We start from the raw sequence: 22,650 nt of genomic DNA, 5'->3' as shown, positions 1-22,650 counted from the left end.
AATAATAACATGAAACGGAGGTTTTTTTATGAGTTTAACAGCACTTGGTGCAGGAATTGCAGCTTTCACAGGACTTGGAGCAGGTATCGGAATTGGTGTCGCTACAGCTAAGGCAGTTGATGCGGTTGCGCGTCAGCCTGAGGCTGATGGTAAGATTATGAAGCTCCTGCTTCTTGGTTGCGCTTTGGCAGAGGCAACAGCTATTTACGGTTTCGTTGTAGCAATCATGATTCTGTTTACGTGATATTTTTGGGAGGAGAAGTACCGTGTTAAGTGTCACATTTATGAATGTCGTATGGACAGTGATCAACTTATTGATTCTGTATGTGGTATTCAGATTATTTTTATTTAAAAGAGTTGATGCGATTCTTCAGTTAAGAAGAGAAGAGATCGATCATGCGACTGATGAGGCTCACCGCAAGGAGAAGGAAGCTGAATCATTAAAGGAAAGTTATGTTCAAAAGCTTAATGATGCAGGAAAAGAATGTGAAGATCTTATAGCTCAGTCCAAAAAGGATGGATATGACGAATATGATCGCATTATAACTGATGCAAAGCAGAAAGCTGAACAGATTATAACAGAAGCTAAGCATAATGCTCAGATTGAAGCTCAGCGTGAGAAGGATGCTTATGTTTCTGAGCTTACCGATCTTGTTGTGCATGCAGCAAACAAGATTGCCGTTTCCAAGCATGACGAAGAGTCTGATAAAGAACTTTATAATAAGTTCATCTTCGAGGCTATTGAGAAGAGCGAATAAATTATATCAAAGGATTGGATATTTATGATAAACGAGAATAAGGCAAGACTTCGTTACTCATCAGTTGCTCCTTCAGAAGGGCAGGCTGCGCAGATTAAGGAAGCTCTTGCAAAGAAGTTTAACAATCCGGGCCTTGAGCTTGAGATTATCCATGATCCGAAGGTAAGTGGCGGATTTATTGTTAACTATGGTAATTTTGAGTACGATTGGAGTGATGAAGGTCGTACCAGACAGCTCAAAGAGCTCATTGAGTTAACAAAGAAGAGACAAAATACCAGTGCCGAGAACCTTGTATCTATTATCAGAGACAGGGTGAATAATTTTGACCTTAAGGCTGAAGGTAAAGAAGTCGGAAGGACAATCTGGGTCGGAGATGGTATTGCCAATGTAGTTGGTATTGACCATGCATTTTATGGTGAGATTGTTCGATTTGAAGATGGAACCAAGGGCATGGTGCAGGATATCAGAGAAGACCATATTGGTATTATCCTGTTTGGCAGTGATGAAGGAATCCGTCAGGGAAGCCGCTGTGTAAGAACCTATAAACAGGCAGGAATCCCTGTAGGTGAAGCATTTATAGGAAGAGTTGTAGATGCACTCGGTAATCCTGTAGATGGCAGAGAAGAAATAAAGACAGATGTTTACAGACCTGTTGAAGAACCGGCTCCCGGAATCGTTGAGAGACGCTCTGTAAATGAACCCATGGAGACAGGCATATTGTCTATAGATACGATGTTCCCGATTGGTCGTGGACAGCGTGAACTTATCATTGGTGACAGACAGACCGGAAAAACATCTATTGCTATGGATGCGATTCTTAATCAAAAGGGCAAGGATGTTATCTGTATCTATGTAGCCATCGGTCAGAAGGCAAGTACAATTGCCAAGCTCATTAATACACTTAAGGAAGCAGGGGCAATGGAGTATTCAATAATTGTTGCTTCCACGGCTTCAGACAGTGCACCTCTTCAATATATTGCGCCATACGCAGGAACTGCAATGGCTGAGTATTTCATGTTGATGGGTAAGGATGTACTTATCATTTATGATGATTTGTCAAAGCATGCAGTAGCATACAGAGCACTGTCACTACTTCTTGAAAGATCTCCCGGACGTGAGGCATATCCCGGAGATGTTTTCTATCTGCATTCAAGACTTCTTGAAAGATCAAGTAAGCTTTCAAGTGATTTAGGAGGTGGCTCAATAACAGCGCTTCCTATTATCGAGACCCAGGCAGGTGATGTTTCTGCGTACATCCCGACAAATGTTATATCAATTACGGATGGACAGATTTTCCTTGAGTCTGATCTGTTCTTTGAGGGTATGAGACCTGCAGTAAATGTAGGACTTTCCGTATCCCGTGTTGGTAGCGCTGCGCAGACTAAAGCAATGAAAAAAGCTGCAGGAAGTATACGTATCGATCTTGCACAGTATAGAGAGATGGCTGTGTTCACACAGTTTGCTTCAGATCTTGATGAAACTACAAAGAATCAGCTTCGTCATGGAAGTGTACTTATGGAACTGCTTAAGCAGCCTCTCGGAAGACCCTATGCTATGTATGAGCAGGTAATACTTCTTGTATGTGCTAACGGAAACAAGCTTGATTATGTACCTGTAAAACAGGTTAAAGAGTATAAGGATAAGCTTCTTAATTATTTTGCAGAGAATAAAAAAGATATAATCGAGGATCTGACTAAATCTCAGGATCTTTCTGATAGTACCAGGAAGGCAATCCTTGACGCAGCTGATGAATTTGAGAAGCTTAATAATGACAAACTCAAAGATGAACTAAAGAAAAAGAGAAAGAAACTGACTTTGGATTAAGGTGATTTTCAGTGGCAAATATAAAAGAGATTCGCGACAGAATTAATAGTATTCGCGACACGATGAAAATTACAAATGCGATGTATATGATCTCATCAAATAAGCTTCGAAAAGCTAAAAAGCAGCTGATTGATACGGAGCCTTATTTCTATGCATTGCAGGCTATGATAGCCAGAGTATCGAGACATATTCCCGATGATGTAGATGATATTTTCCTGAAAACTACTGATGATATACCTTTTAATGCAAGAGCTAAAGGGTATCTGGTACTCACTTCAGATAAAGGTCTGGCAGGTGCATTTAACCACAATGTTGTAAAAACTGCTGAGGAACATATCAGAAATAATAATAATCTACAGAATTATAAGTTATATGTCGTTGGAGAATTCGGAAGGCATTATTTTACAAGTCTTGGACTGAAAATTGAAGAGAATTTCAGATATACTGCTCAGAATCCTAATCTGGACAGATCCAGAGACATTGCAACCATTATTCTTGATGACTATACAAGCGGCAATATTGATGAGGTATATGTAGTCTATACTTCTATGAAGAATTCTCTTACCAGTGAAGTTAAGATGGAGAAGATTCTTCCTCTCGATATTATTGAGAATGCCAGAAACAGATATCGTGTTATAGATGCTTATAATGAGGAGTTCATTTTTGAACCGAGTCCTAAAGCGATTTTGGATAACATCGTTCCGAATTTTATAAACGGATTTATTTACGGTGCATTAGTTGAAACCTTTTGTTCTGAACAAAATTCGAGAATGATGGCCATGGACAATGCTAATAAAAATGCTACTTCCATGATAGGTGAGCTTACCAAGCAGTTTAACAGGCAGAGGCAGGCTGCAATAACTCAGGAGATAACTGAAGTAGCAAGTGGAGCAAAAGCACTTAGACGCGCCAAGGCTGCAAAACAAAAGAAACAGGCGGGTAAGTAATCAATTGATGATAAGAGGACAGATAAGTGAGTAATGAAGGTAAAATCTTACAGGTTATGGGACCTGTAGTGGATGTCTTATTTGAAAACGGCAATCTGCCATACATAAGTGATTCCTTAAAAGTAAAGATAGGCGAAAAGAAAGGCGTAATGGAAGTCGCTCAGCATATTGGCGACAATGTTGTCAGATGCATTATGCTTACTGCAAGCGAAGGCCTTGCCAAGGATATGCCGGTGTATCAGACCGGCGGACCTATTAGTGTGCCTGTTGGAAGGAAAAATCTGGGAAGACTGTTCAATGTACTTGGCGATACCATTGATGGTGGGCCAAGTCTTGAAGGTGAGAAGCACTGGTCAATCCATAGAGAACCTCCCAAGCTTGAGGATATGAGCCCTGTTGCTGAAATACTTGAGACCGGAATAAAGGTTATCGATCTTCTTGCTCCCTATGCAAAGGGCGGTAAGATTGGTCTTTTTGGCGGTGCAGGTGTTGGAAAGACTGTACTTATTCAGGAGCTTATTCAGAATATTGCTACAGAGCATGGCGGATATTCTATTTTTACAGGTGTAGGAGAGCGTTCCAGAGAAGGTAATGATCTTTGGACAGAAATGAAAGAGTCCGGTGTTATTGAGAAAACTGCACTTGTGTTCGGACAGATGAATGAGCCTCCGGGAGCACGTATGAGAGTTGCTGAGACCGGACTTACAATGGCAGAGTATTTCCGTGACAGAGAGCGTCAGGATGTGCTTTTGTTTATTGATAATATTTTCAGATTTGTCCAGGCAGGTTCTGAGGTTTCATCACTTCTTGGACGTATGCCGTCAGCCGTAGGTTATCAGCCGACACTGGCAACTGATCTTGGTCAGCTTCAGGAGAGAATTGCATCAACCAAGACAGGTTCAGTAACTTCAGTTCAGGCTGTATATGTACCTGCAGATGATTTGACTGACCCTGCGCCTGCAACTACATTCGCGCATCTGGATGCAACCACCGTTCTTTCAAGAAAGATTGTTGAACAGGGTATTTACCCTGCAGTTGATCCCCTTGAATCATCAAGCCGAATCCTTGAGGCTGATGTTGTAGGTGAAGAGCACTATTATGTAGCTACCAAGGTTCAGGAGATGTTGCAGAAGTATAAGGAGCTGCAGGATATCATTGCGATTCTTGGTATGGATGAACTTGGAGAAGAGGATAAGCTTACAGTTTATCGTGCCCGTAAAATACAGAGATTCCTTTCACAGCCTTTCCATGTTGCTGAGAATTTCACAGGCGTTAAGGGAGTATATGTTCCTTTAAATGAAACAATAAAAGGATTCAAAATGATTATCGAAGGACAGATGGATAATTATCCTGAAGCCGCTTTCTTTAACGTCGGTACTATTGATGATGTTATTCAGAAAGCAAAGAAGCTTGAAGGTGATACTGAGTAAGAAATGGTTACCAAAGCGCACGTCTTTAGGGCGCTTATGGTATTCGCATCCTACAGGAATAAGTTTGATATAAACTGACGTTTATAGAGGAGTATTGAATTGAAGGGTGATAGGAAAACTTTTCGTTTACAGGTAATGTCTATAAACGGTATCTTTTATGACAATAGAGCATCAGAGATAATTTTACCCTGTGTTGATGGTGAGTTTGCCATTCTTGCAGATCATGAGGAGATGGTCCTTGCTATATATAACGGTAAAATGATCATTAGAGATGAGATAGGCGATAAAATAGAGGCAATAGTTGGTATTGGCTCTGCTCAGATTGCTAATAACAGGGTTATAGTCCTTGTTGATACTGTTGAGAGACCGGAAGATATTGACCGTAACAGAGCTCAAAGGGCGCTGGAGAGAGCTGAAGAAGAAATGCGCCAGAATAATTCAATTAAGGAATATTATACAGCTCAGGCAGCTATGGCCAGGGCCTTAAGCAGATTAAAGCATTCTGCTGATTATGGAATAGATTAAAAATAACTTTTAAGGAAAACAGATGAGAAATCAAACCTTTGATAAGTTAAAAGCTATAGCCTGTATACTGATTATTCTTATACATTGTAAATTTCCCTCTGTTTTTGGGGACTTGTGTGAAGCATTGGCACGTTTCGGCGTGCCGATGTTTTTTGCTATCGCGGGTGTTTACCTGGTAAAAAATGAAGATTCTGATATAAGATCAATCAGAAGTAATCTGTTAAGAAAACTAAAGAAAACCGTATCAATCACGTTCAAGGTATGGCTTATTTATACCGTTTATTCATTTATATATGCCATGACTGTGAAGTACGGAGCTTTAGAGTGGTTTAACGAGAAGTTCAACTTGTTCGAGTTTTCAAGACTTATTCTTTTTAATTCCGGAAAATTTATATATGACTTCACGTATGCATTTGATCATATGTGGTATTTATTTGCACTTATATATGTCTACGGTTTGTGCTATATCTTTGCTCCGCTTTTGAAAAAAGGGGCACTTCCAATAAGTGTAGTATTGATTGGATTTTTATATTTCGGAGAATTCCTTCAGATTTATTATCCTATAAGACCTTTTGGAATAAGTGTATCAGTATGGTATACGATCAGAAACTGGCTTTTTGTAGGCATACCTTTTACACTTCTTGGATATTATATAAAAAACAATAATGTTTCTTTAATGCTCAAGCAGCCTTTAACCGTAGGAAGTGTACTTACGATTACCGGTATTTTTTCTACACTCATGGAATTTAAAAAATGGGGATCCGTTGAGGTGTACTTTGGATCGCTTCTTATTGTCACAGGACTTTTAATAGCAGCTTGCAGTAATACTGATAAAAAGGATTCTGATAAGGAAGTTTCAATAGTTCATAGAAGTCTTGCATTTGTTGGAAGGGAGTTATCTTCAAATATCTATTTTTATCATGTTCTTGTAATCTCTCTTTTGGGATGGTGCATTGACAGGGTGAATGCTGAACTCTATGGAAGTGCAATTTTTATGTATTTAAGACCTGTAATAGTAATTATCATTACAATATTAATCTCGATTTTTATATATAAGGTGAAATTTATCACTATTAAAAACGATAAGAATCTGAGAAAATAGTTGGCATATTGTTTATATTAAAAGTATGATGTATTTATTGATAAATTATATTTGATAATTGCTGGAAGGTTTAAGGTATGACTAGAGAAAGTTTTTGGGAATTAGTTAAGAGCAAGGGATTGATGTTTCTGGATGGTGCAACAGGCACAAACCTTATGAAAGAAGGATTACCAGCAGGTGCATGTACAGAGGAATGGATACTGGATAATCCCGATATTATTAAGAAGCTTCAAAAGAGTTATGTAGAATCCGGAAGTGATATCTTATATGCTCCTACATTTACCGGTAACAGAATAAAGCTTAAGAATTTTGGGCTGGAAGACAGAATAGAAGAGATTAACTCAAGGCTTGTTGCCATAGCAAAGGAAAGTGCAGGTACAAAGGCGCTGATAGCTGGTGATCTTACCATGACCGGGAGACAGCTTAAGCCAATGGGAGATCTTGATTTTGAAGAACTCATAGATGTCTATAAGGAACAGATAAAAATTCTGGTGAAGGCTGGCTGTGATGTTCTTGTTGTGGAGACTATGATGAGCCTTCAGGAATGCAGGGCTGCAATTATTGCTGCAAAGGAAGTTTCTGATATAGCAGTAATGGTTACTCTTACCTTTGAAGCAGACGGAAGGACACTCTTTGGCACGGATGCAAAAACTGCGGCAATTGTTATGGAGTCTTTGGGCGCAGCTGCTGTAGGTGCCAATTGCGGTACGGGTCCCGATAATATGGCGGAAATCATCGCTGATATGGCATCTGTTACTTCAATTCCGATCATAGCAAAGCCTAATGCAGGACTACCTGTTGTTACACCTGATGGATCAACTGCCTATGACATGGAGTGCAGTGTATTTGTTCCTGAGATGGAAAAGCTTATAAAGGCAGGTGCAACTATCATTGGAGGTTGCTGCGGAACATCGCCTGAGTATATTAAAGGGATCCATGAAAAATACAAGGATTATCCTGTAACAGAGGATAGCCTTGAATATCCCGATGGAACGCCTTTTACAAGAAAACAGGACGGTATCCGTTTCCTTACCAGTGAGAGAATGCATGTGGCATTTAAACTGGATGATCCATTCATGATTGTTGGAGAGAGAATAAATCCCACCGGAAAGAAGAAACTTCAGGCTGAGCTTAGAGAAGGCAGGCTTGATATGGTCTGTGATTTTGTATCCAAGCAGGAAGAGGACGGCGCTGCAATTCTTGATGTCAATGTAGGAATGAGCGGTATTGATGAAAAGCAGATGATGAGTGATGTTCTCGATGAGATTATTCCTTTGACTTCACTTCCGCTCTGTATCGATACAAGTGATGAAGCCACAATGGAAATGGCGCTTAGAAAATATCCGGGACGAGCTTTGATGAACTCTATATCCCTGGAGAAGGATAAGGCTGAGCGTTTCCTTCCTCTGGCTAAGAAATATGGTGCAATGTTTATTGCGCTTCCTGTTGGTCCTAAAGGGTTACCGGGTAGCCTTGATGAGAAGCACGAATTTATAGACACTCTTTGCGAGAAAGCTTACGAGCTTGGACTTAGGAAAGAGGATATTGTTGTTGACGGACTGGTTGCAACAATTGGCGCCAATAAGAATGCTGCATTGGAGACTCTTTCTACTATTAGTTATTGCAAGGAGAACGGACTTGCAACTATATGCGGACTTTCAAATATTTCATTTGGACTTCCTCAGAGAGCTTTCATTAACACTGCATTTTTAACCATGGCTATCGCAAATGGTCTTACCATGGCAATTTGCAATCCATCTCAGGAGCTTTTGGTCAACAGCGCTTTTGCGTCAGATTTATTACGAAATAAAGAAGAAGCTGACCTTCGCTATATCGAAAGAATGGACCGCTATGATGGCATGAATGTGCAGGTGGCTTGCGTTCCAAAGGGACAAAAGCTTGTTGCTAAAAGTGAAGATACTGCAGAAACAGCTTCACAGGCAAATGCAGATGTGAAAGCTGATAATAAATCAGATACCGCTAAAGAGAATGCGGTAAATCCTTTTGGGACAGATGAGGCTACAGCGAATCTGTATATAAAAGTAAGGAATGATGTCTTAAAGGGTAATAAACGAAATATTGAAAAAGACACTCTGGAAGCTGTAGATGGAGGGTGCGAGCCTAAGCTTATTTTAAATGAAGTTCTCATGCCTGCAATCAATGAAGTGGGTGAACTTTTTGATAAAGGAAAATATTTCCTTCCTCAGCTTATTGCCAGTGCAGAAGCAATGAAACTCAGCATTGCAAAGCTTGAGCCGCTACTTAAAGAAGCAGGCGGCGACAATGATAAAGAGAAGGAAACCATTGTTATTGCTACGGTTCATGGCGACATTCATGACATAGGCAAGAATCTTGTGGCACTTATGCTTAAGAATCACGGCTTTAATGTAATCGATCTTGGAAAGGATGTTCCAAGTGCAAAAATCGTTGATACAGCTATAGAATCTAATGCAAAAATAATTGCTCTTTCTGCACTTATGACGACAACTATGCAGGAAATGAAAAATGTAGTTAAGCTTGCAAAAGAAAAATCCTGCCCATCAAAAATAATCATTGGTGGTGCTGTTGTTACAGAGGATTATGCATGGGAAATCGGTGCAGACGGTTATTCATCAGATGCCGCCAATTGCGTGAGAGTTGTAAAGAAAATTATTGATAATGCTTAAGATTTAAAATGAATTTTGAATATTAATATATGGAGGAATATCAATGAACGGTGCTCAGGCTATTGTTAAATGCTTGCAGGCAGAGAATGTTGATGTAGTGTATGGATACTCCGGTGTGGCAATCGCACCTTTTTATGATGCCCTGGGGGAGACAAATATTAAACAGATATTGATCAGAACCGAGCAAAATGCGGCACATTGTGCAAGCGGTTATGCAAGAATAAGTGGGAAAGTGGGCGTTTGTGCTGTAACAAGCGGCCCCGGAGCTACAAATCTTATTACAGGAATAGCGACTGCATATGCTGACAGTATACCCCTGGTATGCATTACAGGGCAGGTTAACAGCGAGCTGATTGGAAGTGATGTATTTCAGGAGGCAGACATTACAGGAGCTGCTGAATCATTTGTAAAATACAGTTATCTGATAAGGGATGTGAACAGCATTCCGAGAATATTCAAGGAGGCTTTTCATATCGCGAGTACTGGAAGAAAAGGTCCCGTACTAATTGATATTCCGATTGATATTCAGCAGCAACTTATTACAAAGTTTTCATATCCTGAAAAGGTCAATATGAGAACTTATAAGCCAACTGTTGAGGGAAATGCTGCACAGATAAAAAAGGTTGTCAAGGAAGTTGCAAAGGCAAAGAGACCAATCATCTGTGTCGGAGGAGGCGTTCATCTTTCCGGAGCTACTAATGAGATCAGAAAGTTTGTTAAGGAAAATTGTATTCCTGTCGTATCAACCATGATGGGAATAGGTGTAATGGCATCAGAGGATCCTTACTACTTTGGTATGGTTGGCAATAATGGAAGACCCTGTGCCAACAGAGCGCTCAATGAGTCTGATCTGTTACTGATGGTGGGAGCGAGAGTTGCGGACAGAGCCGTGAACAGACCTGACCTTATAACTGAGAATAAGGTTCTCATACATATAGATGTAGATCCTGCAGAGATCGGTAAAAACGTTGGACCTACAATTCCTCTGGTTGGCGATATAAAACACATCTTTAAGAAAATCAATGATTTTGAGGATGAAGAGGATCTTATCCATGAAAGAAAGGAATGGATAAAAACTCTTAATCAATACAAGGGAGAGATGCTTGAAAAGCGTCCTCTAATAGATACCACCAAGTACGTGGATCCCATGGATTTTCTTCATGAGCTTTCAAGAAAGCTTCCCGCTGATGCAATCTATGTGGCAGATGTTGGTCAGAACCAGATATGGTCCTGCAGATGGCATCTTGTCAGGGAAGGAAGATTTTTAACTTCAGGCGGAATGGGAACAATGGGATATTCAATACCTGCTGCCTTTGGTGCAAAATATGCCGCTCCGAATAAAAAGGTTGTTGCTGTTATGGGAGATGGTGCATTTCAGATGTCCATGATGGAACTTTCAACCATGAGACAGTATGGCATGAATGTAGGGATCATTGTTTTCTGCAACGGTTATCTTGGCATGGTAAGAGAGTATCAGCATTATGCCCTTAATGACAGATATAATATGGTTGAGCTTCACAACACACCAAAGCTTGATAAAATCGCAGAGGCCTATGACATGAAATATCTCAGGGCTTCATCAAAAGCTGAGGCAACAAAGCTGATTGATGAGCTTATGGTATCAGACGAAAGTATTTTGTGTGAAGTTGTAGTAGACCCTATGGACCTGGCCAAATAAAGATTAGAGGAGAAAAAATGAAGCGAATTTATTCTGTTTTGGTTGAAAATCATGCCGGTGTTTTGTCAAAGGTTGCCGGACTGTTTTCAAGAAGGAATTTTAATATTGATTCACTTGTGGTTGGTGAGACCAATTCCAAGGATGTCTCCTGTATGACAATTGTTTCCAGCGGTGATGAGCGAACAATTGAACAGATTGAGAAGCAGCTTAATAAAAAGCTTGATGTCATAAAAGTAAAAACCTTTAAGGAGAGCATGAGCATCTGCAGAGAGCTAACTCTTATAAAGGTGCGCTATAATCGCGAGAACAGACGAGATATCATGGAAAATTGTGACATCATGAAGGCACAAATAGTAGACATGAGTAAAAATATGATGATCATCCAGATATGTGATACACCTGAAAGGGTGGAAGTTTTTATAGAAATGTTGCGCACAGTTTCTATTGTTGAAATGGCCCGTACCGGAACTGTAGCACTCACAAAATGCAGTGAGAGTGAGAAGTAGCGGTATCTGATTAATATTGATCAATAGTATTTGATTAAAATAAATCAACAATTTACAACGTTAAAGTTTTAAATAATAAAAGTATTTTATTGACTTTAAGAATAAAAGCGCATAAAATGTGAAGATATTAGATTATTTATATTTAGATATTAGATAATTTGTATTTTATATCAGATTATTTAAATTTAGTGGAGAAGTATGAAAAGAAAAGTTTTTCAATTGCTTGTAGATAATACATCCGGTGTTCTTACCAGGATATCAGCGCTGTTTGCCAGAAGAGGCTACAATATTGAGAGTATAACAGCAGGAACTACAGCAGATCCCAATTTTACAAGAATTACAATTGTGACATCCGGTGATGATGTCATACTGGACCAGATTGAGAAACAGGTTTCCAAACTTGTTGACGTCAGGGACATTCATGAACTTGAACCTGAAGAGAGTGTATACAGAGAACTGGCTCTTGTTAAGGTCAGGGCAGGTGAGAAGGAACGTGAAAATATTATGACTATCGCTAATATTTTCAGAGCCAATATTATAGACGTTACTCCTGAATCTCTGATTATCGAGATCACAGGTAACCAGTCAAAGGTAGATGCACTTCTTAAGATGCTTGAAGGACAGGAGATTCTTGAGCTGGCAAGAACCGGTATTGCAGGTCTTGGAAGAGGAACAGATAAGGTTATTCCAATTGAAGAGCTGCGAAACATGTAAGTATTTAGATAGTACCTTGAATTTATTTATGGTCAAACTGTTAACTCCGAAAACTGCTTAATTATGACTTAAGTGATTTTCGTCAGTATATAAAAACAATTTTTACGGAGGTAAGAAACATGTCACAGGAAGCACGTATTTTTTATCAGGAGGATTGCAATCTTTCACTTTTAGAAGGTAAGACAATTGCAATTATCGGCTATGGTTCTCAGGGCCATGCACATGCACTGAACCTTAAGGAGTCCGGATGCAATGTCATTATAGGTCTTTATGAAGGTTCAAAGAGCAAGGCTAAGGCTGAGGCACAGGGACTTAAGGTTTATAACACAAAAGAAGCAGCAAAGATGGCTGACGTGATTATGATTCTTATCAACGATGAGAAGCAGGCTAAGATGTACAAGGAAGACATCGAGCCCAACCTTGAGGCAGGCAATATGCTTATGTTCGCTCATGGTTTCAATATTCACTTTGGTCTTATCAATCCGCCCAAGGATGTTGATGTTACTATGATTGCTCCTAAGGCACCCGGCCACACAGTAAGAAGTGAGTATCAGGCTGGTAAGGGTACACCTTGTCTTGTTGCTGTATATCAGGATGCTACAGGTAAGGCTCTTGATAAGGCACTTGCATATGGCGCCGGAATCGGTGGAGCAAGAGCCGGTATCCTTGAGACAACCTTCAGAACAGAGACAGAGACAGACCTCTTCGGTGAGCAGGCTGTTCTTTGCGGCGGTGTATGTGCACTTATGCAGGCTGGTTTTGAGACACTTGTTGATGCAGGTTATGATCCGAGAAACGCTTACTTCGAATGCGTTCACGAGATGAAGCTTATCGTAGACCTTATTTATCAGTCAGGTTTTGCAGGAATGAGATATTCAATCTCCAATACTGCTGAATATGGTGATTATGTAACAGGTCCCAAGATCGTTACTGAGGATACCAAGAAGGCTATGAAGAAGATTCTCTCAGATATCCAGGATGGTACATTTGCAAAAGAGTTCCTGCTTGATATGAGTGAGGCCGGTGGACAGGTTCACTTCAATGCTATGAGAAAGCTTGCTTCTGAGCATCCCGCTGAAAAGGTTGGCGCTGAGATCAGAAAGCTTTACAGCTGGAACAACGAAAACGACAAGCTTATCAACAACTGATAATAATAATAATTTTAAAGGAAGAGCTGCCGCTTAGCGGCAGCTCATTTTAGACAATTATGGAATATTACAGAAACAGGTCTAATGGCTATAGAGCAGTGCAGCTTTTTGCGCTTTCCTTTACAATGTATATGGTAGCGGTTTTGCCATTCTTTATCAAAAGAGGCTTGCCGTTTTTCTATTATGGCGATTATAACGTTCAGCAGATTCCTTTTTATACTGTTGCCCATAGAGCAATAAGAAACGGTGATTTCTTTTATCTGTGGAATATGGATTTCGGAGGATCCCTGATAGGAAGTTTCTCTTTCTATCTTTTGGGAAGTCCTTTTTTCTGGCTTACCATTCCTTTTCCTGAGAATGCAATTCCATACTTAATGCCGTTTTTGATGGCAATGAAATATGGAATATGTGCAGTAACTGCTTATATTTTCATAAGGAGAAAAGTAATCCGTGATGAAGCTGCCATGATAGGAGCGCTTCTATATGCATTTTCCGGATTCAATGACTGTAATATTGTATTTAATCATTTTACTGATATAGTATGCTTTTTTCCGCTTTATTTGTATTCATTTGATAAGCTGATGGAAATTGATCATCATAATGATCGACTTTTGTTTGTTCCAGGCGGTAAAAAATTCATATTTTTTACGCTTATGACAACCTTAATGGCTGTTATAAATTATTATTTCTTTTTTGGAGAAGTGATTTTTTTACTTCTGTATTTTTTCACATGTTATGTGTCCGGAAATAAGATAAAACATATATTCAGAATGTTCTTCAGAGCATTATTGGGAGGATTTCTTGGCGTAGCCATAGGCGGATTTTATTTTCTCCAGGCCATATTGGGGGTTGCAGGGAACAACAGATTATCAAAGCTTTCTCTTGGATATGATCTTGTATCCTATGAAAGTATGAACATGCTATGGGATATCCTTAAGAGTATGGTAATGATTCCTGATATTATCGGGAAGGGAACGGTATTTTATACAACTCCTGTAAAGAATGCTTCGCTGGCTGTATTTCTTCCTTTTTTTGGATTATCAGGAGTAATCGCATACTTTTTGTTAAAGAAAAATAAAAAAGGTGGTTACAGAAAACTTTTAGCAGTAAGCCTTGTTATTGCTTTTGTACCCGGATTAAATGCCATGTTTTCATTGTTGAATGAAAATTATTATGCCAGATGGTTTTATATGCCAATACTGATTATGTCACTTGTAACATCAATTGTGATTGAGAGAGGTTCCTCATATCAGTTAAGGAAAGGCGTCTTGGCTACTTGCTTATTGTTTCTGCTGATTCTTGTGATATCAGTTTTGCCATCCTATGACCAGTATGGTGATATCACCTTTTTCGAACTGATATTCAATGAAAAGATTTTCTGGAGAGATGTTATCGGAACAGCAATAATTCTGTTGTTACTGATTGTTTCAGTTTTTGCTGTGCCTAAATGTATAAGAAAAGTAAGGATTTCTTTTAGGGAGGATGCATTCCTTGTTTTAAAAAAGCCCATTATGAGAGTAGAGATAATGCTGATCTTTACAGTAATATCTTCAATTATCTCATTGTTTATAGTTTTGAAAAACGGAAGCGGACTTATAAGTGATTTTGGAAAAGAGCAATGGGAAAATCAGATGCTTTATTCTAAGCCAACGATTTCGGATGATGAATTTTTCAGAACTGAAACAGATGATACTGCCACAAATTATGATATGTTCTGGGGATATGGCTCACTACACAGCTTTATAAGTACGATACCTGCAGAAACCATCAATTTCCTGAAGGGAGCAGGTGATATAACAAGAAATGTTGAGACAAGGATACCCAAGGAAAACATCGGTCTTAGAGCAATATCATCAAACAAGTATTACTTTGAAAATTCACTGATAAATGATGAAGGCATATTTGAAACTGATGGCGGAATAGATGGATTTATATATTTAAACTCAGAAAATGGAATAGATATTTACCGGAACACTAATTATATTCCGATGGGTTTTACTTATGATTATTGCATCAGTGAATCTGATTATGAAATGATAGATGATCAGATTATAAAAGACAGAATTTTATCGGTTGCAATGATTTTATCCGATGATGATGTTGAAAAATACAGTGGCATTATAAAAGAATTGCCTAAATCTTATTACAAAGAACAAATGCCGCTTGATCTTTTTAACAAAAACTGTCTGGACAGAGTCCAGAGCTCATGCCAGAAATTTGAGCCGGATACCAGGGGCTTTACTGCCATGACCAATAATTTTATGTCAGAAACGCTTATGTTTTTCTCAGTACCAAATATGAAAGGCTTTGATATTAAAGTAGACGGGAAAGAGGCAGAGATAATAAATGCTGACTATGGCATGATTGCGGTAAAGTTATCTGAGGGTGTTCATAACATTCGTGCTGATTTTTTACCTTATGGGTATAAAGAAGGAACGGTTATAAGCATCATCGGAATTGTAATATTATGTGCATATATTATGCTTGTACGTTTTTACAAAAAACGCTAAATATGGTATGTTTATTCAAGATATTTTCGGAAAAATTATAGATATAGAAAGGTGAGGAGTGATTGTAAATGGCAGGTATGACAATGAGCCAGAAAATTCTGGCAGCACACGCCGGTTTATCAGAAGTCAAGGCCGGACAGCTTATTGAAGCTGATCTTGATCTGGTACTTGGAAATGATATAACCAGTCCTGTGGCAATTAAGGAAATGGAAAAATTTAACTCTAAGGGAGTTTTTAACAAAGACAAAATAGCACTGGTTCCGGATCACTTTGTTCCGAACAAGGATATAAAGTCTGCAGAGAACTGCAAATGTGTACGTGAATTTGCAAAGAGAAATTCTATCACGAATTATTTCGAAGTCGGTCAGATGGGTATAGAACATGCACTGCTGCCTGAAAAAGGTCTGACAGTTCCAGGAGACCTTATTATCGGTGCTGATTCACATACCTGTACATACGGTGCTCTCGGAGCTTTCAGTACAGGCGTAGGTTCTACTGATATGGCAGCCGGTATGGCTACAGGTAAAGCATGGTTTAAAGTGCCTTCAGCCATAAAGTTCAATCTGACAGGGAAGCTTAATGAATATGTAAGCGGTAAGGATGTCATTCTTCACATAATAGGTATGATCGGAGTTGACGGAGCTCTTTATAAATCAATGGAGTTTACCGGTGAAGGCGTAAAAGAGCTTTCAATGGATGACAGATTTACAATTGCCAACATGGCTATCGAGGCAGGCGGCAAAAATGGTATATTCCCTGTTGATGAAAAAGCAATCGAATATTTAAAAGAGCACGCTCCTAATAAAGAATATAAGATTTTTGAAGCTGATCCCGATGCGGTTTATGATGAAGAATATACGATTGATCTTAGTACACTTAAGTCAACTGTTGCATTCCCTCATCTTCCTGAAAATACCCACACTTTTGATGAAATCGATGATATTAAGATCGATCAGGTTGTAATAGGTTCCTGCACTAACGGAAGAATTGACGATATCCGAATGGCAGCTAAAATCCTTAAGGGAAGAAAAGTTGCTGAAGGCATAAGATGTATCATCATTCCCGCAACTCAGGCTATCTATCTGCAGGCTATGGAGGAAGGGCTTCTTAAGACTTTCGTTGAAGCGGGAGCAGTCGTTTCTACGCCTACCTGTGGACCATGCCTTGGTGGATATATGGGAATTCTTGCATCAGGAGAGAGATGCGTATCAACAACCAATAGAAATTTTGTAGGCAGAATGGGAGCTACTGATTCTGAGATCTATCTTGCTTCACCTGCTGTTGCTGCGGCAAGTGCTGTGACCGGTAAGTTATCACAGCCAAGCGAACTTTAATGACAATATTATAGAAAGGCATAGGGATTATGAAGGAAGCAAGAGGAACTGTTTTCAAATTTGGTGATAATGTAGATACTGACGTTATCATTCCTGCAAGATATCTTAATACAACTGACCACGCAGAGCTTGCTGCTCATTGTATGGAAGATATAGATAAATCATTTATTAAAAATGTAAAGAAGGGTGACATAATCGTTGCCAATAAAAACTTTGGCTGCGGTTCATCAAGAGAGCATGCACCTATTGCCATTAAGGCTGCAGGTGTGTCCTGTGTAATTGCTGAAACTTTTGCAAGAATTTTTTACAGAAACAGTATCAATATCGGTTTACCCATTGTTGAATGTGAAGAAGCAGCAAAAGAGATAAATGCCGGCGATATAGTAAAGATTGATTTCGATACAGGTGTTATTGTTGATGAGACAACCGGTAAGTCTTATCAGGGACAGGCATTTCCGCCTTTCATGCAGAAAATTATAGATTGTGAAGGACTGGTTAACTACATCAATGCAAAGTAATATCAGATTATTTATGGTAATCCCCTGCTACAATGAGCAGGAGGTATTACCTGAAACATCAAAAAGACTAGAAGCAAAATTAAATAGTCTTATCAATAAGGGAGTTATTTCAGATACAAGCAGGGTAGTACTTGTTGATGACGGATCAAAGGATACTACCTGGCAATTAATAGATGAACTTCATAAGAAGAATCCTCTTTTTCAGGGTGTAAAGCTATCCAGGAACAGAGGACATCAGAATGCACTTCTTGCAGGGCTTATGACTGTAAGAAGTGTTTGTGATGTGGCAATATCAATGGATGCTGACCTTCAGGATGACATTGATGCTATAGATGAGATGCTTCAAAAATATAAAGAGGGAGCTGAAATAGTCTATGGAGTAAGAAGCAGCAGACAGACAGACACCTTCTTTAAGCGCGGAACAGCCCAGGGCTATTACAAGCTCATGAACAGAATGGGTGCGGACATAGTTTATAATCATGCTGATTTCAGACTGATGAGTAGAGATGCGCTTGAGATGCTATCAGAATACTCTGAAGTCAATCTGTTTCTTCGCGGCATAGTTCCGATGATTGGCTTAAAAACAGATATTGTATATTACGAAAGATCAGAAAGATTCGCCGGAGAAAGTAAATATCCACTTATGAAAATGCTTTCATTTGCCTTTGAGGGTATTACATCTCTTAGTGTTAAGCCCATAAGATTTATATCCGGGCTTGGAGTATTTATTTTCTCAGTAAGCGTAATCATTCTTATTTATACACTTATAAGGCATTTTACAGGTAATACGATTCAGGGATGGACTACAACTGTTTTGTCCATATGGGCAATCGGCGGACTTACCATGATTTCCCTGGGTGTTATTGGCGAGTATATTGGTAAGATATACCTTGAAACCAAAAACAGACCAAGATACATTATCAGTGAATATCTTGGTGATAAGGATGATGTGGTTGATCTTATTGATGTCAAAATAAAGAAATAATATCCGGAATAATATATTTGATACATTTTCCGGTTATTAATATAAGTTTTAGAGAGGTTTTAAAATGTCAGAACAGAAGAAAAAAAAGACTCCTGAAGATTTTAGAAAAGAGAGTGAGGCAAGCTTTAAGGTAAACCTTGCTAAAGGAAGCAGTGTCAAAAAAGTAATCGGCATTGTCAGTGGTAAAGGCGGAGTAGGAAAAAGTCTTGTTACAGGTTTATCAGCCTGTGCCATGAATAAAAAAGGATATAAAACAGCCGTTCTTGATGCTGATATCACCGGACCTTCAATCCCTAAAATGTTCGGAGCATCTCAGATAAAATACGCAGATGATGATGGTAATATGATTCCTTCAGAATCTGAAAACGGAATTAAGCTTGTTTCCATAAATCTTTTAATGGATAACGATACAGATCCCGTTATTTGGAGAGGACCTGTAATTGCAGGTGTTGTAAAACAGTTCTGGGGTGAAGTAAGCTGGGGCGATATTGATTTTATGTTTGTAGATATGCCTCCGGGAACCGGAGATGTGCCGCTCACAGTATTCCAGTCTCTGCCTGTTGATGGCATCATTGTTGTGTCAACTCCTCAGGAGCTGGTTTCAATGATCGTTGAAAAAGCAGTCAACATGGCAAAAATGATGAATGTACCGGTTATCGGTCTTGTTGAGAACATGAGCTATATGAATTGTCCTCATTGCGGAGAGCCTGTTTATGTATTTGGTGAGAGCAAAATTGATTCATATGCTGCTGCAAACGGACTTGATGTTCTTGCAAGAATTCCGCTTGATCCTGAGTTTGCATCAAAATGCGACAATGGAAAAATAGAAGACTACGAACCCGATTTTATGGATTCTCTTGTTTACAGACTTGAAAACTTATGATGACCGGAAGGTGTTAGTGTTTTACTATTTCTGTAGGTAAGGCTATAATAGAAATATGAAAAAAGGTCATAAGGAGTTCAATTTCAGAATTCCTTATGACATGATTTGGGGGAAGTGTTCTATGAAATGGAAGCCGGGGAAAAAGCAGTTAAGCATAATGGTGTCTGTGATTTTATGCAGCCTTGTAATTATGCTGATATACTATATTCTTTTCAACGGTTCCAGACTTGCCAGGACAATCAACAACATTCTATCAATTCTTACGCCTATTATCATAGGCTGTGCTATCGGCTATATTTTAACACCACTTTTAAATGTTATTGAGAAAAAATGGATTTATTCTTTTTACAGGCTAAGAGGAATAGATTTAAATGATCGGCAGTATTTTAAGAAAAGACGACAGGTAAGGAAATTTAGTGTAGCAATTACCATTATTCTGTTTTTGGCAATCGTGTACGCTATGGTTCTTATTTTGGTGCCGCAGCTTATTAGAAGTATACGTGATATTATCCGTAATTTACCGTTCTATGTTAATAATTTACAACGGATCATGGACAAGTATCTGAATGATAATCCTGCGGTAAGACGGGTAGTTGACTCTGTTTTGCAGCAATACTCTACAAATATCAATAATATGCTTAAAGACTTTGTTGTTCCAAGCATATCAACCATGATAACAACCTTATCCAAAAGTATGATGAGTATAATAAGGATATTCTTATATCTGATTGTAGGTATAGTTGTTGCAGTCTATATTCTTAATTCAAAGGAGAATTTCATCGGTCAGGGTAAGAAAATCTGCTATGCGTATCTTCGAAGGGATTTTGCAAATGAAGTGATTGGCGCATTCAGGTATGCGCATCATACCTTTACGAGTTTTCTTATCGGTAAGGTAGTGGATTCGCTTTTGGTCGGTCTTATATGTTTTATTGTGATCAGTTTTCTGAATATACCTTATCCCATCGTACTTGCATTCGGTGTGGGAATTACAAATCTTATCCCTTTTTTCGGACCATATATCGGTGGCGGATTTGGATTTATACTTCTTATAATGATCAATCCGGTTAAGGCTTTGGTGTTTTTGGTTACAATAGTAATTCTCCAGCAGATTGACGGTAATATTTTAGGGCCGCTTATTCTTGGAAATTCCACCGGACTTTCCGGATTCTGGGTGATTTTTGCAATAATGGTGTTTGGCGGTATATGGGGACCAATCGGATGGATCATTGGTGTTCCTGTATTTGCATGTATTTATACATTTTGCAGACATATTACCATGAAGAGACTGAGGGCAAAAAGGCTTCCGAGAGATACCTCAATTTACATAGAGACAGCATATATGGATGAGAACGGAATAGTACCTTTATCAGAGGCGGACAATACAAAATATTATGTCCATAATGAAGGGTCTACCTGGAGACGTATTTTTAAACTGTATAAAAAGAATAAAAAATATATCGAGCATGTACTGCCGAATAAACCAAATAATGATATAAACAGTGAAAATCAGGATGATTTCAGGATGGATGAAAATAATTCTGATGAAGATAAAAACGATGAAATCTGATGCTTTCTTTTTGGTTAGAATATGACAATAGATTAATTTTGTAATGTATGCCATGTGAATTTAATGCTTAAATTCACACCTTGACACTTGATATAATGTAATTATAATTATTTTTAAAAAGCTAGCACTTTAAAGCGTTGAATTAGTATAACTAGCTTACTAAATCGGCTTAGGAGTATCTATCATCCCCTGAACTGATCAAGATAATTTTAGGAGGAGTAAATTTATGAGTAAGAAAGATTTGGATTGGTCAAGCATTGGATTTAATTATCATGTAGCGGATTATCGCTATGTATCAAACTACAAGGACGGAAAATGGGATGATGGAGAAATCACAACAGATGCAAAGATAGTTCTCAGTGAGGATGCCGGAGTTCTTCACTATGCGCAGGAGGTATTTGAAGGACTTAAGGCTTATGAGACTGAGGATGGTCACATCGTATGTTTCAGACCTGATCTTAATGCCACAAGAATGATGGATTCTGCAAGACGTCTTGAGATGCCGGAATTCCCTGCTGAAAGATTTATCAAGGCTGTTGAGGAAGTTGTAAAGGCAAATGAAGACTGGGTTCCTCCTTTTGGAAGCGGAGCAACACTTTACATCAGACCTTTAATGTTTGCTACCGGTAATGTTATCGGAGTTAAGCCTGCAGATGAATATCAGTTTAGAATTTTTGTAACACCTGTAGGACCTTACTTCAAGGGCGGCGCAAAACCGATCGTTGTTAAAATAAGTGATTTTGACAGAGCAGCACCGCATGGTACCGGAAATATCAAAGCCGGCTTAAACTATGCTATGAGCCTTCATGCAATTGTAACCGCACATGAAGAGGGCTTTGCTGAGAACGTATATCTTGATGCCCAGAGCAGAACTTATATTGAGGAAACAGGCGGAGCTAATATTTTATTTGTAGATGAGAATGGTAATCTTGTAGTTCCTAAGTCATTTACTGATTCTATCCTTCCTTCAATAACAAGAAGATCAATCGTACAGGTTGCAAAGGATTATCTTGGACTTGAGGTTGATGAGAGACCTGTAAGACTTGATGAAGTTCATAACTTTAAGGAAATGGGTCTTTGCGGAACAGCTGCTGTTATCAGTCCTGTCGGTAAGATCAACGATCATGGCAAAGAGATTTGCTTCGAATCAGGTATGGATGAAATGGGTCCTGTTATCAAGAAACTTTATGACACTCTGACAGGAATTCAGATGGGTGAAATTGAAGCTCCTGAAGGATGGGTACATGTAATTAAATAAGGAATAATTTGTACAACTCAGAGTATTTGTACAAGATTCTGGAGTGAATATAATATTTCGAAAACGTAAGAGGCGGACATGGTTGTATGTCCGTCTTTTTTATGATATAGAAATTTCTCCAAAATTCCTATATCATAAAAACGCTCCGCTGTGGATGCGCACTCGCGCGATAGGAATATGTTGCATTCTGCAACCGCGCTCGGCGCGAGCATGTTGCAAGAAACATGCTTTTTTATCTTACTCTTATTTTATAAAAATTTAAGGAGTGTGGGACTCTCAAATCAGATAGTTTAATGT

The 22,650-nt window shown here is 38.8% G+C and carries 19 protein-coding genes; all 19 read left to right on the top strand.

The features are described from left to right. The first annotated feature begins 28 nt into the window (after positions 1–28). The 19 genes from atpE to T501_RS01770 all read left to right on the top strand — a co-directional run bounded on the left by atpE (position 29) and on the right by T501_RS01770 (position 22,353). A complete protein-coding gene (atpE, locus tag T501_RS01860) occupies positions 29–244 on the top strand; it encodes an ATP synthase F0 subunit C (RefSeq protein WP_026510393.1) in 216 nt (71 codons plus the stop codon). Positions 245–266: 22 nt separating this feature from the next. Continuing rightward, positions 267–758 carry an ATP synthase F0 subunit B gene (locus tag T501_RS01855; RefSeq protein ID WP_081843000.1) on the top strand — a complete coding sequence of 164 codons (492 nt, stop codon included), beginning with the start codon at positions 267–269 and terminating at the stop codon, positions 756–758. A gap of 24 nt (positions 759–782) precedes the next feature. After that, positions 783–2,582, top strand: a complete 1,800-nt coding sequence (atpA, locus tag T501_RS01850) for a F0F1 ATP synthase subunit alpha (protein ID WP_050008061.1) — start codon at positions 783–785, stop codon at positions 2,580–2,582. Positions 2,583–2,593: 11 nt separating this feature from the next. Next, the gene (gene atpG, locus T501_RS01845; RefSeq protein WP_044912860.1) at positions 2,594–3,529 is read left to right on the top strand and encodes an ATP synthase F1 subunit gamma; all 936 of its coding nucleotides are present in this window, start codon (positions 2,594–2,596) and stop codon (positions 3,527–3,529) included. A 26-nt stretch (positions 3,530–3,555) separates the two neighbouring features. Further along, the gene (atpD, locus tag T501_RS01840; RefSeq protein WP_255347397.1) at positions 3,556–4,959 is read left to right on the top strand and encodes a F0F1 ATP synthase subunit beta; all 1,404 of its coding nucleotides are present in this window, start codon (positions 3,556–3,558) and stop codon (positions 4,957–4,959) included. Between the two features lie 99 nt (positions 4,960–5,058). Continuing rightward, positions 5,059–5,484 (top strand): ATP synthase F1 subunit epsilon, encoded by a 426-nt coding sequence (gene atpC, locus T501_RS01835; RefSeq protein ID WP_242832984.1) that lies wholly within the window; start codon positions 5,059–5,061, stop codon positions 5,482–5,484. Between the two features lie 22 nt (positions 5,485–5,506). Then, positions 5,507–6,586 (top strand): acyltransferase family protein, encoded by a 1,080-nt coding sequence (locus T501_RS01830; protein ID WP_044912858.1) that lies wholly within the window; start codon positions 5,507–5,509, stop codon positions 6,584–6,586. A 77-nt stretch (positions 6,587–6,663) separates the two neighbouring features. After that, positions 6,664–9,252 (top strand): homocysteine S-methyltransferase family protein, encoded by a 2,589-nt coding sequence (locus tag T501_RS01825; RefSeq protein WP_044912857.1) that lies wholly within the window; start codon positions 6,664–6,666, stop codon positions 9,250–9,252. 43 nt (positions 9,253–9,295) lie between these two features. Then, positions 9,296–10,930, top strand: coding sequence for a biosynthetic-type acetolactate synthase large subunit (gene ilvB / locus T501_RS01820; protein ID WP_026510400.1), 1,635 nt, complete (start codon positions 9,296–9,298; stop codon positions 10,928–10,930). 17 nt (positions 10,931–10,947) lie between these two features. After that, positions 10,948–11,436, top strand: coding sequence for an acetolactate synthase small subunit (gene ilvN, locus T501_RS01815; protein ID WP_026510401.1), 489 nt, complete (start codon positions 10,948–10,950; stop codon positions 11,434–11,436). Between the two features lie 198 nt (positions 11,437–11,634). Further along, the gene (ilvN, locus tag T501_RS01810; protein WP_026510402.1) at positions 11,635–12,150 is read left to right on the top strand and encodes an acetolactate synthase small subunit; all 516 of its coding nucleotides are present in this window, start codon (positions 11,635–11,637) and stop codon (positions 12,148–12,150) included. Between the two features lie 119 nt (positions 12,151–12,269). After that, entirely contained in the window at positions 12,270–13,298 is a 1,029-nt protein-coding gene (ilvC, locus tag T501_RS01805) for a ketol-acid reductoisomerase (RefSeq protein WP_026510403.1), read from the top strand. A 59-nt stretch (positions 13,299–13,357) separates the two neighbouring features. After that, positions 13,358–15,808 carry a YfhO family protein gene (locus T501_RS19780; protein WP_050008060.1) on the top strand — a complete coding sequence of 817 codons (2,451 nt, stop codon included), beginning with the start codon at positions 13,358–13,360 and terminating at the stop codon, positions 15,806–15,808. A 68-nt stretch (positions 15,809–15,876) separates the two neighbouring features. Beyond that, positions 15,877–17,142 carry a 3-isopropylmalate dehydratase large subunit gene (gene leuC / locus T501_RS01795; RefSeq protein ID WP_026510404.1) on the top strand — a complete coding sequence of 422 codons (1,266 nt, stop codon included), beginning with the start codon at positions 15,877–15,879 and terminating at the stop codon, positions 17,140–17,142. 29 nt (positions 17,143–17,171) lie between these two features. Beyond that, on the top strand, positions 17,172–17,660 hold the full coding sequence (gene leuD / locus T501_RS01790) for a 3-isopropylmalate dehydratase small subunit (protein WP_044912856.1): 489 nt from the start codon (positions 17,172–17,174) through the stop codon (positions 17,658–17,660). After that, the gene (locus T501_RS01785; protein WP_044912854.1) at positions 17,650–18,645 is read left to right on the top strand and encodes a glycosyltransferase family 2 protein; all 996 of its coding nucleotides are present in this window, start codon (positions 17,650–17,652) and stop codon (positions 18,643–18,645) included. Before leuD ends, T501_RS01785 begins: the two co-directional genes overlap by 11 nt. A gap of 64 nt (positions 18,646–18,709) precedes the next feature. Then, positions 18,710–19,528 carry an Mrp/NBP35 family ATP-binding protein gene (locus T501_RS01780; protein WP_026510406.1) on the top strand — a complete coding sequence of 273 codons (819 nt, stop codon included), beginning with the start codon at positions 18,710–18,712 and terminating at the stop codon, positions 19,526–19,528. 121 nt (positions 19,529–19,649) lie between these two features. Beyond that, positions 19,650–21,095: an AI-2E family transporter gene (locus T501_RS01775; protein ID WP_044912853.1), complete on the top strand. Its 1,446-nt coding sequence runs from the start codon at positions 19,650–19,652 to the stop codon at positions 21,093–21,095. A gap of 226 nt (positions 21,096–21,321) precedes the next feature. Next, on the top strand, positions 21,322–22,353 hold the full coding sequence (locus tag T501_RS01770) for a branched-chain amino acid aminotransferase (RefSeq protein WP_026510408.1): 1,032 nt from the start codon (positions 21,322–21,324) through the stop codon (positions 22,351–22,353). Positions 22,354–22,650 lie beyond the last annotated feature (297 nt).

Source organism: Butyrivibrio sp. WCE2006 (assembly GCF_000701985.1).
Taxonomy (GTDB): Bacteria; Bacillota; Clostridia; order Lachnospirales; family Lachnospiraceae; genus Butyrivibrio.
This window is presented reverse-complemented; position numbering and strand designations above follow the sequence as displayed.